Raw genomic sequence first — 13,303 nt, forward strand, 5'->3', positions numbered from 1 at the left:
ACATGAGCGGTACCCTACGAGCTGTAGGGTCAGCGTTGCCCCGTCCCCCTCCCCAAGGTGCCCGCCACCATGCCCGCACAGCAGTCGAGCCTGAACACCCCACAGGTCCCCGCTCAGCGCAAACCCCGCGCCCGCATCTCCTTCCCGCGCACCGGTGACGGCCGGCTGCGGAAGCGGGCGGCGACGGCCACTGTCTGGTACCTGCGTCTGCAGGTGGTGCTCAACATCGTGGCGGTCGTCTCGCTGCCGTTCCGCGAGGAGGTGCACGAGCACAACGGGGGCGCGTTCTTCACGCCGTACCTGGCCACCGCCGGCCTGGGCTCGGCGGCCCTCGCCCTCTTCCTCGCGGTCGTGATGCGCCGCCGCAAGCGTGCCGCCTGGGTCTTCAACCTCCTCCTGGCCGGCCCGCTCTTCTCCCTCTACGTCCTCGCCCTCACCCGCGACCCCTACCGCGAGCACCTCTTCAACTGGCTCTCCGCCACCCTGACCGGCCTGTTCGTGGCCGCCCTGCTGCTCGGCCGACGCGAGTTCGACGCCATCGGCGACCGCTCCAACCCGCGCCTGGCGCTCGCCGTCGGCACCGGCGGCACCCTGCTCAGCGCCGCCCTCGGCACCCTGCTCGTACACGAGACGAACAAGCTGCCCGGCGCCACCCTCAAGGACGAGATCGCCTACACCCTGCTGCGCGGCATCAGCGTCGGCCCGCTCGCCGACCGTGTCGACGCCGTCGACGCCCCCCGCTGGACGGACGTGATCGTCAACGTCCTGATCGCGGCGACCTTCCTCCTGGTCCTCTACGCCTGCTTCCGCGCCCCCCGAGGCGCCTGCCTGCTGGCCGCGGAGGACGAGCGGAAGCTGCGCGCGCTGCTGGACCGGCACGGCGAACGCGACTCCCTCGGCTACTTCGCGCTGCGCCGCGACAAGGCCGTCGTCTTCTCCCCCAGCGGCAAGGCGGCCGTCACCTACCGCGTCGTCGGCGGCGTCAGCCTGGCCTCCGGCGACCCCCTCGGCGACCTTGAGGCCTGGCCCGGCGCCATCGACGCCTGGCTGGCCGAGGCCCGCCGCCACGCCTGGACGCCGGCCGTCATGGGCGCGAGCGAGGAGGCCGGCACCGTCTACGCCCGCCACGGTCTTGACGCCCTCGAACTGGGTGACGAGGCGATCGTCGACCTGGCCGACTTCACCCTCGAAGGCCGGGCCATGCGTGTGGTCCGCCAGGCCCACAACCGTGTCCGCCGGGCCGGCTACACGGTCCGCATCCGCCGCCACGAGGAGATCCCGGACGAGGAGATGGCCCTCCTCGTCGACCGCGCCGACCACTGGCGCGACGGCACCACCGAGCGCGGCTTCTCCATGGCCCTGGGCCGCCTCGGCGACCCCGGCGACGGCCGCTGCGTGATGCTGGAGTGCCGGGACGCGGACGACGTCCCCCGGGCTCTGCTCAGCTTCGTCCCCTGGGGCGAACAGGGCCTCTCCCTCGACCTGATGCGCCGCGACCGCGACTGCGAGAACGGCCTGATGGAGTACATGGTCGTGGAACTCCTGCTGCGGGCCGAGGAGCTGGGTGTCCAGCGGGTGTCCCTGAACTTCGCGATGTTCCGCTCGGTCTTCGAACGCGGCTCCCGCCTCGGCGCCGGGCCCGTGCTCCGCCTCTGGCGCTCGGTCCTCACCTTCTTCTCCCGCTGGTGGCAGATCGAGTCCCTGTACCGCGCGAACGCCAAGTACCGCCCGGTGTGGGAGCCGCGGTTCCTGCTGTTCGCGAAGAGCAGTGACATCCCGCGCATCGGCCTGGCGAGCGCCCGGGCGGAGGGCTTCCTCGCCCCACCCGCCCTCCCGGCCCTCACCCGCCGCAGGCACCGGACCTGCCCGGAGGTCACTTCACCCCGGTAGTCCGCAGCACGGTGAGCACGAGGGTCCGCGCCACCTCCACCACCTCACGAAGGGACACACACTCCCGGGGGCTGTGCGCGACCCGCACGTCCCCCGGCCCGTACTGCAGCGTCGGGATCCCGGCCCCGGCGTACAGCCGCAGATCGCTCCCGTACGGCGCCCCGCGCTCCCGGGGCCGGCTCGCCCAGCCGTTGGCGTCGGCGCAGGCGTCACGCACCTCGTCCCGCAACGGATGCCCCTCCGCGAGCCGCCCGCTCGCGAACTGCCCACCCGTCCAGCTCACGCTCGCCGGATGCTCTCGCAGCCAGGGGTGCCCGGCGCAGGCCTCGGCCACACAACGCTCGAACTCAGCGCGCGCCCCGGCCGGTTCCTCACCCAGCCGCACCCCGAGCCGCCCCTCGGCGACCAGCAGGTCGGGCACGCTGCTCGCCCAGTCACCGGACCGCAGGGTGCCGACGGAGAGGGCGTACGGGATCGGGTACTCGGCCATCAGCGGTGAGGGGTCGGCGTTGCGGGACGCCTCCAGGCGGGCCAACGCCTCGTGGAGCGGCAGGTAGGCGTCGATCGCGCTGACCCCGGCGTCCCGCGAGCTGGCGTGGGCGGCCTTGCCCGGCACGGAGAGGCGGAAGGTCAGCGCACCGGCGTTGGCGGTGATGAGCGTCCCCCCGGTCGGCTCGGTGATGACGCAGGCGTCACCGCCGTACCCCCGCTTCAGCGTGCCGAACGCACCGATCCCACCGTCCTCCTCCCCCACGACGAAATGCACGGCAACCCGCCCCCGCAGCCGAAGCCCCGCGGCCCTGATGGCGGCGAGCGCGGCGAGATGGGCGACGACCCCCGCCTTCATGTCACAGGCACCCCGCCCGTACACGAGGTCGTCCCCGACCACCCGCGGCACGAACGGATCCCCGTCCCAGGCGGCGGGATCCCCGGGCGGTACGACATCCACGTGGCCCTGGAGAATCAACGTCGGCCCGTCACCGCCGCCCTCGGTGAGCCCCACCAGCCCCCACGCCTCCTCGCGCGGCACCTCCATACCGGGAAACGCCGGGTCGGCCAGCAGCGCGGGCAGATCCATGGACCACAGATCGACCTCGAGCCCGAGCCGCTCCAGCCACCCGCCCAGCCGATGCTGAATCTCCGACTCGGCGGCACTCCCGGTCACACTCGGAATCCGGATCAGCTCCATCAGCATCCGCCCGACGGCCGCCTCGTCGACACGAGCGAGGGCAGCAGCCTCCTGATCACTGAGCACGGGAACTCCCCTCCCGAGGCAACACGTCCGCCCCGATCATGACCCTCACGAGCCACGGGGAACACCCCACACGGCAACCCGCACCCGCCGACGGCGAATCCGCCCCACGGGGGCCACCCGCACCCGACGACGATGGCTGTACGGGTGGTGCGGGTGGGAACACTCAAAGCCGAAGGCGAAGCCGAGGCGTCAGACCCCGCCCCCCACCGTGAAGCCAATCACCGCCCCGCCCCCTTCCCGCCGAAAGGCGAACGGCGCCCCACCATGCGCCATGGCAACCTCACGCACGATGGACAACCCGAGCCCCGACCCCGGCAGAGACCGCGCATCGGCAGCCCGATAGAACCGGTCGAAGATCCGAATCAGATCACCCTCCGCAATCCCAGGCCCCCGGTCCAGCACCTCCACCCGCACCGTCCCCGGCCGCGAAGGCCCCATGATGTTGATCTCGATCGGCTCCTTCCCGCCCCGATCGAACTTCGCCGCGTTCTCGACCAGATTGGACAAGGCCCGCTGCAGCATCCCCGGCCGCCCGTCCGTCCGCGTGTCCCCACTGGTCCGCAACACGATCTCCCGCCCCGTACGCCGCTTGGCCAGCCCCATCACGTCCTCGGCGATATCGGCGAGATCCACCCGCTGCGGCGGCTCCGTGTCGGACTGCCCCGCCGCGAGATCGACCAGCTCATTGACCAGATCGGTCAGCTCCCGCGCCTCCTGCGTGAGATCGGCGACGAGTTCCTCCCGAGTCGCCGGCGGAAGCTCGTCGATCCTGCGCAGCAGCGAGATGTTCGTACGCAACGACGTCAGCGGCGTCCGCAGCTCGTGCCCCGCGTCCTGGACCAGCCGCCGCTGATCCTCCTCGGACTGCGCGAGCCGCCCCAGCATCCGGTCGAAGGCACGCCCGAGCCGCCCCACCTCGTCCAGACCCGCGACCGGCACCTCGATGCCCAGCTGCCGGGTGCGGGCCACGACCTCCGCGGCGGAGGTGAGTATCACCAGACGCCGGGTGATCCGCCGGGCCAGCCACCAGCCGAACAACCCCGCGGCCACCACGACCGCCGCCATCAGGATCAGCGTCCGCTGCTGCAGCGCCCGCAGCAGATCCTCGGTGTCGCTGAACTCCTGCGCGACCTGCACCGCGCCCTTCCCGTCGCCGAGCGAGATGGTGGCGATGCGGAACAGGTCCGTGTCGACCTGGACGTCCTTGTGCTGAACCACCCGGCCGGCCGCTTCCGCGGTGGCCACGGCCTTGTCCCGGACGGTGACGGGCAGCACCGGACTGCCGTGGTCGACGATCTGCCCCTGCGCGCCGAGCACCTGTACGTCGGTCCGGGCCGGCCGGACCAGATCATGGCCGGGGCGGGAGGAGGAGAAGTCCTCCGGGACCATCTCGTGCTGCCGTACCTCGTCCTGCACGTCCTGCACGACCTGCGTGAACACCGACTGCTGGTCGACCCGGACCAGGCGCGCCGCGGAGCCGTAGGACAGGATGCCGACGAGGATCGTCACGGCGGCGGTGACGGCCGCGAAGGACACCGCGAAGGTGGTGCGCAGAGAGACGAGCTTGGGCCGGGGCCCGGCCGGCAGCCGCCAGCGGCGGCCCACTAGTCCTCCCGCAGCACGTAACCCACGCCCCGGACGGTGTGGATCAGCTGGGGAGCACCGGGCTCGTCCAGCTTGCGGCGCAGGTAGCCGACGTACACGGCGAGGTTCTTGGAGCCGGGCCCGAAGTCGTAGCCCCAGATACGGTCGTAGATCGTGGAGTGGTCGAGGACGATGCCGGCGTTGCGCACCAGGAGCTCCAGCAGCTCGAACTCGGTGCGGGTCAGCTCCAGCTCACGCCGGCCGCGCCAGGCCCGGCGGGCCTGGAGGTCCATACGGATCCCCGCGGCCTCCACCTGCCGGTCGGAGACCTGCACCTCCCGCCCGCCGTCACCGCCGGGAGCCGCGCTGCCACCGCCCGCGGCCACCGGACTGGTACGCCGCAGCAGGGCCCGCAGCCGTGCGAAGACCTCCTCCACGTCGAACGGCTTGACCACGTAGTCGTCGGCGCCGGCGTCCAGGCCCGCGATCCGGTCGGCGGTCTCCACCAGGGCGGTGAGCATGAGGATCGGGGTGCGGTCGCCCTCGGCCCGCAGCACCCGGCAGACCTGGAGCCCGTCGATGCCCGGCATCATCACGTCGAGCAGGAGCACGTCCGGCGGGGTCTTGTGGGCCTGCGCCAGCGCTTCCACGCCGTCGGCCACCGCCGTCACCTCGTACCCCTCCAGGCTCAGGGCACGCTCCAGGGCGTGACGGATGGCACGGTCGTCTTCGGCGAGCAGCACAGTCTGGGGCACATCCCCAGTCTGCCAAGGCCTCCGGCGGTTCGGCCGGGACGAGCGGGTCTACGATCACCCTTTTTACCCGGCTCTCACCGTCACAGGGGCAACCTCGGCCGGAGGCCTACCGTCTTTTCACCGTCAGGCGCCCAGTCGCGCCAGCTGCTCCGCGAAGGGCACCACGGCGCTGTCGTCCTCGGCCGGCCGGGCCGCCGACAGCCCCTGCATCAGGGCCGCCAGCTCCTGCGCGGCCTTCTCGGTCCGCTCGGGCAGGCCCTCCGCGCCCCAGTCCTCCGAGGCGGCGTACACGGCGGTGGGCACGACCACGGCCCGCAGGTAGGCGAAGAGCGGACGGAGCGCGTGCTCCAGCACCAGGGAGTGCCGGGCCGTGCCGCCGGTCGCCGCGATCAGCACCGGCTTGCCCGCCAGGGCGTCCTTGTCCAGCACGTCGAAGAACGACTTGAACAGCCCGCTGTACGACGCGGTGAACACCGGCGTGACCACGATCAGCCCGTCCGCCTCCGTCACCGCGTCCAGCGCGGCGGCCAGGGCGCGGCCCGGGAACCCGTTGGTGAAGTGGTGCGCGATCTCGACCGCGAGGTCGCGCAGCTCGACCACCTGGATGTCCACCGGCGTGTGCCGGTCCACGGCGGCGGCCAGCCGGTCGGCCAGCAGCCGGGTGGAGGACGGGACGCTCAGCCCCGCCGAGACGACGACGAGCTTCATACGGTGGTCACCTCGTTCTTGGCGAGCAGGGAAGCGTGGGTGGGAGCCTCCGGCACGTTCGCCGGGCGGCCGTTCGCGAACTCCTTGCGCAGCACCGGTACGACCTCCTCGCCCAGCATGTCGAGCTGCTCCAGCACGGTCTTCAGCGGCAGCCCCGCGTGGTCCATCAGGAACAGCTGACGCTGGTAGTCACCGGCGTACTCGCGGAAGCTCAGCGTCTTCTCGATCACCTGCTGCGGGGAGCCCACGGTCAGCGGGGTCTGCTCGGTGAAGTCCTCCAGGGACGGCCCGTGCCCGTAGACCGGCGCGTTGTCGAAGTACGGTCGGAACTCACGCACCGCGTCCTGCGAGTTGCGGCGCATGAACACCTGGCCGCCGAGCCCGACGATCGCCTGCTCCGGCGTGCCGTGCCCGTAGTGGGCGTAGCGGGTCCGGTACAGCTCGACCATCTGCTTGGTGTGGTCGGCGGGCCAGAAGATGTTGTTGTGGAAGAAGCCGTCGCCGTAGTACGCGGCCTGCTCGGCGATCTCCGGGGAGCGGATGGAGCCGTGCCAGACGAACGGCGGTACGCCGTCCAGGGGCCGCGGTGTCGACGTGAACCCCTGCAGCGCGCTCCGGAACTTCCCCTTCCAGTCGACGACGTCTTCGCGCCACAGCCGGTGGAGCAGGGCGTAGTTCTCGATGGCCAGGTTGATGCCCTGCCGGATGTCCTGCCCGAACCACGGGTACACCGGCCCGGTGTTGCCGCGCCCCATCATCAGGTCCGTCCGCCCGTCGGCCAGGTGCTGGAGCATCGCGAAGTCCTCCGCGATCTTCACCGGGTCGTTGGTGGTGATGAGGGTCGTGGACGTGGAGAGGATCAGCTTCTCCGTCTTCGCGGCTATGTAGCCGAGCATCGTGGTCGGCGAGGACGGCACGAAGGGCGGGTTGTGGTGCTCGCCGGTGGCGAACACGTCGAGCCCGACCTCCTCGGCCTTGAGCGCGATGGCGACCATGGCCTTGATCCGCTCGCGCTCGGTCGGCGTACGCCCCGTGGTGGGGTCCGGCGTGACGTCGCCGACCGTGAAGATCCCGAACTGCATGGTCGCTCACCCTCCAGGTTGTTGACGGTTCAACTATACCCCTGGAACGGCGCCCGGGTCCGAGCTATTCCCCCCTTCCCGCCGCTCCCCCCTACAGCGGCTTCACGAAGTGGAAGGCCCCGATCTCCATCCGTTCCCGCAGGTAGAAGCGGTGAGCGGCGGTGCGCTGGGTACCCGAGTCGAGGTTCAGCTCCTGACAGCCGAGCGCCCGGCCGCGCTCCTCCAGGTGCCCGAGGAGCGCCCGGCCGACCCCGCCGGACCGGGCGGACGGGCTGGTCACCAGGTCGTCGACGTACAGCTGACGCAGCGAGACGGTGTTGACCAGCACCCGCCAGCCGGCCACCCCCACACAGGCCCCGTCCTCGTCGTAGGCGGCGGAGAACCGCAGCCCCTGCGGACTCCCCTCCGCATACACCCGGGCGAACAGCTCCTCGGTCAGATGCGGACGCAGCTCCCGCAGCACGGGCAGCACCTCGGCCCCGAGCCGCGGATCCCCCGGCTCCAACTCAACGATCTTCATGCCCGCACCCTAGGGGCCAGCTCCCACCCGCACTACGGCACCAGCACCAACCGCCCAGGCACCGCGCCACTCAGCCAGCCGCGCATGTGCCTTCACGGCCCCCTCCAGGCCGAACGCCTCGCCCCCAGAGGCTCAGCACGCCTTCGTCCACGAGCCACACCCCGTCGGCACCGGCCCCGAGCCGCACTCCCCGCACCCCAGGAGGCCCCCGCTACGGCACCAGCACCAGCCGTCCGCGCACCCCGCCCTCAGCGAGCCGCACGTGCGCCTTCACCGCCTCCTCCAGACCGAACGTCTCGGCCACCCGAAGGCTCAGCACCCCTTCGTCCACCAGCCGGACCAGCTCCGCCAGGCGGGCCCCGTCGGCGCTCACCGCCACGGACGTGGTCCGCACCCCGCGGACCGGGGCGGGCTGCTGGCCGGGCCGGGCGCTGACGAAGGCACCCCCGTCACGGACCCATTCCAGCGCCGGCTCGCCGAGCATCGCCGCGTCCAGCACCGCGTCCACGCTCCCCGGCGCGACCCCCTCGGCGGTGAAGTCCGTGGCCCCCAGGGACCGCACCAGCTCCTCGTCGGCCGCCCGGGCCTGCCCGGTCACCGCGATCCCCCGGTGTGCGGCCAGCTGCACCGCGAACCCGCCCACCGCGCCCGCCGCACCGGTCACCAGCAGCGACCCGCCCGGCTCCAGCTCCAGCAGGTCGAGGGCCTGGACGGCGGTCAGCGCGTTCAGCGGCAGGGTGCCGGCGTGCACCGCGTCCACGGTGGCCGGGGCCTTGGCCACGGCGTCCGTCGCCACGACGACGTACTCGGCGTGCGCGCCCAGCGGATCGGCCACGCCGCCCGCGAGGGCCACCACCTCGTCACCCACCTGCCAGGCCGCGGCCACCCCCACCGCGTCCACCGTCCCGGCCACGTCCCAGCCGAGCCCCAGCGTCCGGCCCGCGCCGCCGAAGAGACCGGCCCGCACGGCCAGGTCCACGGGGTTCACGGCACTGGCCGCCACCTTGATCCGCACCTGCCCGGCCCCCGGCTCCGGCACCGCCACGTCCACGATCTCCACGGCCTCCGGACCACCGAACGTCGTCACCACAGCAGCACGCATGTCAACTCTCCCCGATTACAAGACATTTGATGTACTTCGCGGCAATTTCCCGGCCGCAGCACCAACCCTAGGAGAGCTACTATCCATCGGTAAGTAGTTACCTGAGAGTGCGTAGGGGACCCGGAGGAGAGCCATGGCGACCACAACCGCAGCCCAGCGGCGCGAGCAGGCCCGTATCGACTACGACGCCTTCCTCGCCGCCTGCCCCACCAACCACCTCCTCGGCAGGCTCAGCGACAAATGGGTCGGCCTCGTCGTCGCCGCCCTGTCCCCCGGCCCCATGCGCTACAGCGACATCGGCCGCAAGATCGCCGGCGTCAGCCCCAAGATGCTCACCCAGACCCTGCGCACCCTGGAACGCGACGGCATCGTCTCCCGCACGGTCACCCCGTCCGTCCCGGTCCGGGTCGACTACGCACTCACCCCGCTCGGCCGCAGCCTCGCCGGCCTGCTGACCGCGGTGAAGCAGTGGGCGGAGACCCACTTCGACGAGGTACAGGAGGCCCGCGAGCAGTACGACGCGGAGAACGCCTAGCCGCGCCCCTCCCGCAACCGGGCGATCTGCTCCCCGCCGAACTCCACGGTCCGCTCCATGTGCCGGATGATCACGGCCAGTTCGGCGTCGTCCAGCTCGTCGAAGATCCGGGACCAGTCACCGGCCAGCGCGTCCCACATCCGCCCGAACTCGGCGATCTTCTCCGGCACGGTCGCCACCAGCACCCGCCGCCGGTCCGTGTCGTCCCGCTGCCGTACGACGTAGCCCGCCCGCTCCAGCCGGTCCACCAGCCGGGTGGCCGACCCGGTCGTCAGCCCCGTCAGCTCCGCGACCCGGCCGGTGGTGACCGGCTCCGCCTCCAGCGTGAGCAGGTTCAGGCACTGCAGGTCGGTGGGGTGCAGCCCGATCCGGTCGGCCACGGCCTGGTTGAACAGGGCGTACGACGCCATGTACCGCCGGGACACCACGCCCAGCTCCGCCAGCAGCCTGGACCGCCCGGTCCCGTTCCCGGCCATGCCGCACTCCCCTTCGTCTGCGTGGTGCAGAGATCGTACGACGGTCCGGGCGCCTCAGAAGGCGTACGCGTCCCCGGTGTCGAGGACGAGGACCTTGAGCTGGTCGTTCGAGCGGTCCTTGTCGACCGCGCCACCGTTCCAGGCGGTGTCGACCTCCAGCGTGACCTCCGACGGCTCCTCCGCGAGCCGCACGGTCACCCCGAGCTGCTCCCCGGACTCGCCCGGGGCCAGCGCCCCGGTGTCGCACACCACCGTCCGCTCGTCCGTCCGCGCGCACCCGCCCGGCAGCTGCTGCTCCTCGGCGAGCGGCACCGACCAGCGCAGCTGCACACTCGCGCCCGACACGGCCTCGGGCCCGTCGTTGTGCGGAGTGACCAGGACCTCCACCCGGGCCCCGTCCATGACGGCACTCCCGTGAAAGGACAGATCGGCCTCGGGCGCGGCGGCGGCCCCGGCCGGCCCGGCCACGCCCGCGGCCACCAGTACGGCACCGCACGCACCCAGCACCCACGACCTCATCCGCATGCCACCTCGCCTCAGACCTTGTCCTCAGAATTCGTCCTCGGACCGCGTCCCGTATGCCGTACGGATGTATGCCACGCGAGCCGGTCGTCCACCGCCCTCCATCAGGTGACACCACACCCGCGTGCGAAGCTGCCCGCATGTCGATCCTCCGCTCCGCCGCCCTGTTCGTCGTCGCCGCGCTGTTCGAGATCGGCGGCGCCTGGCTGGTCTGGCAGGGCGTACGCGAACACCGCGGCTGGCTGTGGATGACCGGCGGGGTCCTGGCCCTGGGCGCCTACGGTTTCGTCGCCACCTTCCAGCCGGACGCGCACTTCGGCCGCATCCTGGCCGCGTACGGCGGGATCTTCGTGGCCGGCTCGCTCCTGTGGGGCGTGGTCGCCGACGGCTTCCGGCCCGACCGCTGGGACATCACCGGAGCCCTGATCTGCCTGGCCGGCATGGCCGTGATCATGTGGGCCCCGAGGAACGGCACCTGACCCTCGCCTAGGCTGGAGGAGCGCCCACCCTTCTCTCTCCCAGGAGCAGCCCATGGCCCCCGCCGCCCCGTCCGCAGCCTCCCGCATCGCCGTCGTCACGGGTGCGAGCAGCGGCATCGGCGCCGCCACGGCCCGGCAGCTCGCCGAGGCCGGATACCGCGTCGTCCTCACGGCCCGCCGCGTGGACCGTATCGAGGCGCTGGCTAAGGAGATCAACGCGGCCGGCCACGCGGCGACGGCCTACCAGCTGGACGTGACGGACCGCGCCGCCGTCGACGAGTTCGCCACGGCCTTCCAGACGATCGGCGTGCTGGTCAACAACGCCGGCGGAGCCCTGGGCGCGGACCCGGTGGCCACCGGCGACCCGGCCGACTGGCGCACGATGTACGAGACGAACGTCCTCGGCACCCTGAACCTGACGCAGGCCCTGCTCCCGAAGCTGGAGGCGAGCGGCGACGGCGTGGTGGTCGTGGTGTCCTCCACGGCGGGCCACGGCACCTACGAGGGCGGCGGCGGCTATGTGGCCGCCAAGCACGGCGCGCACGTCCTCGCCGAGACGCTGCGCCTGGAGATCGTCGGCCTGCCGGTCCGGGTGATCGAGATCGCCCCCGGCATGGTCAAGACGGACGAGTTCGCGCTGACCCGCTTCGGTGGCGACACGGAGCGGGCGGAGAAGGTCTACCAGGGCGTGGCCGAGCCCCTCACCGCCGACGACGTGGCCGAGACGATCACCTGGGCGGTCACCCGCCCCAGCCACGTCAACGTGGACCTCCTGGTCCTGCGCCCCCGCGCCCAGGCCTCCAACACCAAGGTGCACCGGGAGCTGTGATGCCGAACGAGGACTCTCCGGAGAAGCGCCGCCTGGCCGAGGAGACCAGGAACGAACGCCAGGTCTGGTACTTCCTGGGCTACTTCCTCTTCGGCATCCACGTCATCGCGTTCGTGATGATCTACGCGGTACGCCACGCGAAGTGAGCGATCGGGGCTGACGGCACCCGAGGTTGCCGTCAGCCCTTCACGCACACCACCTGCTTGAGCTTGGCCACGACCTCCACCAGGTCCCGCTGCTGGTCGATGACCTGGTCGATGGACTTGTAGGCACCGGGGATCTCGTCCACGACGCCGGAGTCCTTGCGGCACTCCACGCCCCGGGTCTGGTCCTCCAGGTCCTTGGTCGAGAAGCGCCGCTTGGCCGCGTTGCGGCTCATCCGCCGACCCGCGCCGTGCGAGGCCGAGTTGAAGGCCTTCTCGTTCCCGAGGCCCTTCACGATGTACGAGCCCGTGCCCATCGAGCCCGGGATGATCCCGTAGTCGCCGGAGCCGGCCCGGATCGCGCCCTTGCGGGTCACCAGCAGGTCCATGCCCTCGTACCGCTCCTCCGCCACGTAGTTGTGGTGGCAGGAGATCTCCTGCTCGAAAGTCGGCTTCGCCTTCTTGAACTCCTTGCGGATCACGTCCTTCAGGAGCGCCATCATGAGCGCGCGGTTGTACTTGGCGTACTCCTGCGCCCAGAACAGGTCGTTGCGGTAGGCCGCCATCTGCGGGGTGTCCGCGACGAAGACGGCGAGGTCACGGTCGACCAGGCCCTGGTTGTGCGGGAGCTTCTGCGCGACACCGATGTGGTGCTCGGCGAGTTCCTTGCCGATGTTCCGGGAACCGGAGTGCAGCATCAGCCAGACGGCACCGGTGGTGTCCGTGCAGACCTCGATGAAGTGGTTGCCCGAACCCAGCGTGCCCATCTGCTTGGTGGCCCGCTCCTCACGGAAGTGCACCGCCTCGGCGACACCGTGGAACCGCTTCCAGAAGTCGTCCCACCCGGCCGTCGCCAGCCCGTGGAACTGTCCCGGGTCCGCGGGATCCTCATGCATCCCCCGCCCCACCGGGATCGCCTGCTCGATCTTCGACCGCAGCCGCGACAGATCCCCCGGCAGGTCGTTGACGGTCAGCGACGTCTTCACCGCCGACATCCCGCAGCCGATGTCCACCCCCACCGCGGCAGGGCATACCGCGCCCTGCATGGCGATGACCGACCCGACCGTCGCACCCTTTCCGAAGTGCACGTCCGGCATCACGGCCAGGCCCTTGATCCAGGGCAGGGTGGCCACGTTCTGCAGCTGGCGCAGGGCCACGTCCTCCACCGTCGCGGGGTCCGTCCACATCCGGATCGGGACCTTCGCGCCCGGCATCTCCACGTACGACATCACGTTCCTCATTCCCCCGACAAAACAACAAATGGCTTAAAAGCATCAAAACGCAAAAGCGGCGCCAAGGTCTACGAAAAGGGACAAGGGACCGGCGTCCACGGCAGTGCGTGCGATACACATTGTGTCCAGGGAGCGCCTCGCTGCGGCAAGCGATTAACCAGCGGGGACACTGGACCACCGAACGAACACAC

Annotated in this window: 15 protein-coding genes; 5 read left to right on the forward strand and 10 right to left on the reverse strand. The window is 71.3% G+C overall.

The window, feature by feature from the left end:
* Positions 1-69: 69 nt before the first annotated feature.
* On the forward strand, positions 70-1,890 hold the full coding sequence (locus BEK98_RS08095; RefSeq protein ID WP_094215673.1) for a phosphatidylglycerol lysyltransferase domain-containing protein: 1,821 nt from the start codon (positions 70-72) through the stop codon (positions 1,888-1,890).
* On the opposite strand, the gene BEK98_RS08100 is transcribed toward BEK98_RS08095, so the two are convergent.
* From BEK98_RS08100 to BEK98_RS08130, 7 genes are all read right to left on the reverse strand, one after another.
* Positions 1,874-3,145: an ArgE/DapE family deacylase gene (locus BEK98_RS08100; RefSeq protein ID WP_208643043.1), complete on the reverse strand. Its 1,272-nt coding sequence runs from the start codon at positions 3,143-3,145 to the stop codon at positions 1,874-1,876. The two genes, BEK98_RS08095 and BEK98_RS08100, sit on opposite strands and share 17 nt — an antisense overlap.
* A 189-nt stretch (positions 3,146-3,334) precedes the next feature.
* Complete coding sequence (locus BEK98_RS08105) at positions 3,335-4,750, reverse strand: sensor histidine kinase (protein ID WP_094215674.1); 1,416 nt, start codon at positions 4,748-4,750, stop codon at positions 3,335-3,337.
* Entirely contained in the window at positions 4,750-5,484 is a 735-nt protein-coding gene (locus BEK98_RS08110; protein ID WP_094215675.1) for a response regulator transcription factor, read from the reverse strand. The genes BEK98_RS08105 and BEK98_RS08110 overlap by 1 nt, the downstream gene beginning before the upstream one ends.
* A 123-nt stretch (positions 5,485-5,607) precedes the next feature.
* A complete protein-coding gene (locus BEK98_RS08115) occupies positions 5,608-6,192 on the reverse strand; it encodes an FMN reductase (protein WP_094215676.1) in 585 nt (194 codons plus the stop codon).
* Positions 6,189-7,274: an LLM class flavin-dependent oxidoreductase gene (locus tag BEK98_RS08120; protein WP_094215677.1), complete on the reverse strand. Its 1,086-nt coding sequence runs from the start codon at positions 7,272-7,274 to the stop codon at positions 6,189-6,191. Before BEK98_RS08120 ends, BEK98_RS08115 begins: the two co-directional genes overlap by 4 nt.
* Before the next feature lie 91 nt (positions 7,275-7,365).
* Positions 7,366-7,794, reverse strand: a complete 429-nt coding sequence (locus tag BEK98_RS08125; protein WP_094215678.1) for a GNAT family N-acetyltransferase — start codon at positions 7,792-7,794, stop codon at positions 7,366-7,368.
* 211 nt (positions 7,795-8,005) lie between these two features.
* Positions 8,006-8,896 carry an NADP-dependent oxidoreductase gene (locus BEK98_RS08130; RefSeq protein ID WP_094215679.1) on the reverse strand — a complete coding sequence of 297 codons (891 nt, stop codon included), beginning with the start codon at positions 8,894-8,896 and terminating at the stop codon, positions 8,006-8,008.
* Positions 8,897-9,029: 133 nt separating this feature from the next.
* On the opposite strand from BEK98_RS08130, the gene BEK98_RS08135 reads away from it, so the two are divergent.
* Positions 9,030-9,431 (forward strand): winged helix-turn-helix transcriptional regulator, encoded by a 402-nt coding sequence (locus tag BEK98_RS08135; RefSeq protein WP_094215680.1) that lies wholly within the window; start codon positions 9,030-9,032, stop codon positions 9,429-9,431.
* On the opposite strand, the gene BEK98_RS08140 is transcribed toward BEK98_RS08135, so the two are convergent.
* Positions 9,428-9,907: a MarR family winged helix-turn-helix transcriptional regulator gene (locus tag BEK98_RS08140; RefSeq protein ID WP_094215681.1), complete on the reverse strand. Its 480-nt coding sequence runs from the start codon at positions 9,905-9,907 to the stop codon at positions 9,428-9,430. The two genes, BEK98_RS08135 and BEK98_RS08140, sit on opposite strands and share 4 nt — an antisense overlap.
* Before the next feature lie 54 nt (positions 9,908-9,961).
* Positions 9,962-10,432 carry a hypothetical protein gene (locus BEK98_RS08145; protein ID WP_341868957.1) on the reverse strand — a complete coding sequence of 157 codons (471 nt, stop codon included), beginning with the start codon at positions 10,430-10,432 and terminating at the stop codon, positions 9,962-9,964.
* Between the two features lie 137 nt (positions 10,433-10,569).
* Here BEK98_RS08145 and BEK98_RS08150 point away from each other — a divergent pair, with 137 nt between their 5' ends.
* Genes BEK98_RS08150 through BEK98_RS51255 form a run of 3 tightly spaced genes read left to right on the forward strand, consistent with a single transcriptional unit; the run spans position 10,570 to position 11,883 of the window.
* Positions 10,570-10,908, forward strand: coding sequence for a YnfA family protein (locus tag BEK98_RS08150; RefSeq protein WP_094215682.1), 339 nt, complete (start codon positions 10,570-10,572; stop codon positions 10,906-10,908).
* A gap of 52 nt (positions 10,909-10,960) precedes the next feature.
* Positions 10,961-11,737, forward strand: a complete 777-nt coding sequence (locus BEK98_RS08155; protein ID WP_094215683.1) for an SDR family NAD(P)-dependent oxidoreductase — start codon at positions 10,961-10,963, stop codon at positions 11,735-11,737.
* On the forward strand, positions 11,641-11,883 hold the full coding sequence (locus tag BEK98_RS51255) for a hypothetical protein (RefSeq protein ID WP_425276596.1): 243 nt from the start codon (positions 11,641-11,643) through the stop codon (positions 11,881-11,883). Before BEK98_RS08155 ends, BEK98_RS51255 begins: the two co-directional genes overlap by 97 nt.
* 32 nt (positions 11,884-11,915) lie before the next feature.
* On the opposite strand, the gene BEK98_RS08160 is transcribed toward BEK98_RS51255, so the two are convergent.
* Positions 11,916-13,109: an RtcB family protein gene (locus BEK98_RS08160; RefSeq protein ID WP_094215684.1), complete on the reverse strand. Its 1,194-nt coding sequence runs from the start codon at positions 13,107-13,109 to the stop codon at positions 11,916-11,918.
* Between the last annotated feature and the right edge of the window lie 194 nt (positions 13,110-13,303).

Origin of the sequence: Streptomyces diastatochromogenes, from assembly GCF_002242805.1 — a bacterium.
Taxonomy (GTDB): domain Bacteria; phylum Actinomycetota; class Actinomycetes; order Streptomycetales; family Streptomycetaceae; genus Streptomyces; species Streptomyces diastatochromogenes.

Coding starts and splice junctions, on each gene's coding strand:
- BEK98_RS08145 (WP_341868957.1), bottom strand. CDS start 10,432: ATGCGGATGAGGTCGTGGGTGCTGGGTGCGTGCGGTGCCGTACTGGTG.
- BEK98_RS08125 (WP_094215678.1), bottom strand. CDS start 7,794: ATGAAGATCGTTGAGTTGGAGCCGGGGGATCCGCGGCTCGGGGCCGAG.
- BEK98_RS08120 (WP_094215677.1), bottom strand. CDS start 7,274: ATGCAGTTCGGGATCTTCACGGTCGGCGACGTCACGCCGGACCCCACC.
- BEK98_RS08140 (WP_094215681.1), bottom strand. CDS start 9,907: ATGGCCGGGAACGGGACCGGGCGGTCCAGGCTGCTGGCGGAGCTGGGC.
- BEK98_RS08115 (WP_094215676.1), bottom strand. CDS start 6,192: ATGAAGCTCGTCGTCGTCTCGGCGGGGCTGAGCGTCCCGTCCTCCACC.
- BEK98_RS08160 (WP_094215684.1), bottom strand. CDS start 13,109: ATGTCGTACGTGGAGATGCCGGGCGCGAAGGTCCCGATCCGGATGTGG.
- BEK98_RS08150 (WP_094215682.1), top strand. CDS start 10,570: ATGTCGATCCTCCGCTCCGCCGCCCTGTTCGTCGTCGCCGCGCTGTTC.
- BEK98_RS08135 (WP_094215680.1), top strand. CDS start 9,030: ATGGCGACCACAACCGCAGCCCAGCGGCGCGAGCAGGCCCGTATCGAC.
- BEK98_RS08155 (WP_094215683.1), top strand. CDS start 10,961: ATGGCCCCCGCCGCCCCGTCCGCAGCCTCCCGCATCGCCGTCGTCACG.
- BEK98_RS08130 (WP_094215679.1), bottom strand. CDS start 8,896: ATGCGTGCTGCTGTGGTGACGACGTTCGGTGGTCCGGAGGCCGTGGAG.
- BEK98_RS08095 (WP_094215673.1), top strand. CDS start 70: ATGCCCGCACAGCAGTCGAGCCTGAACACCCCACAGGTCCCCGCTCAG.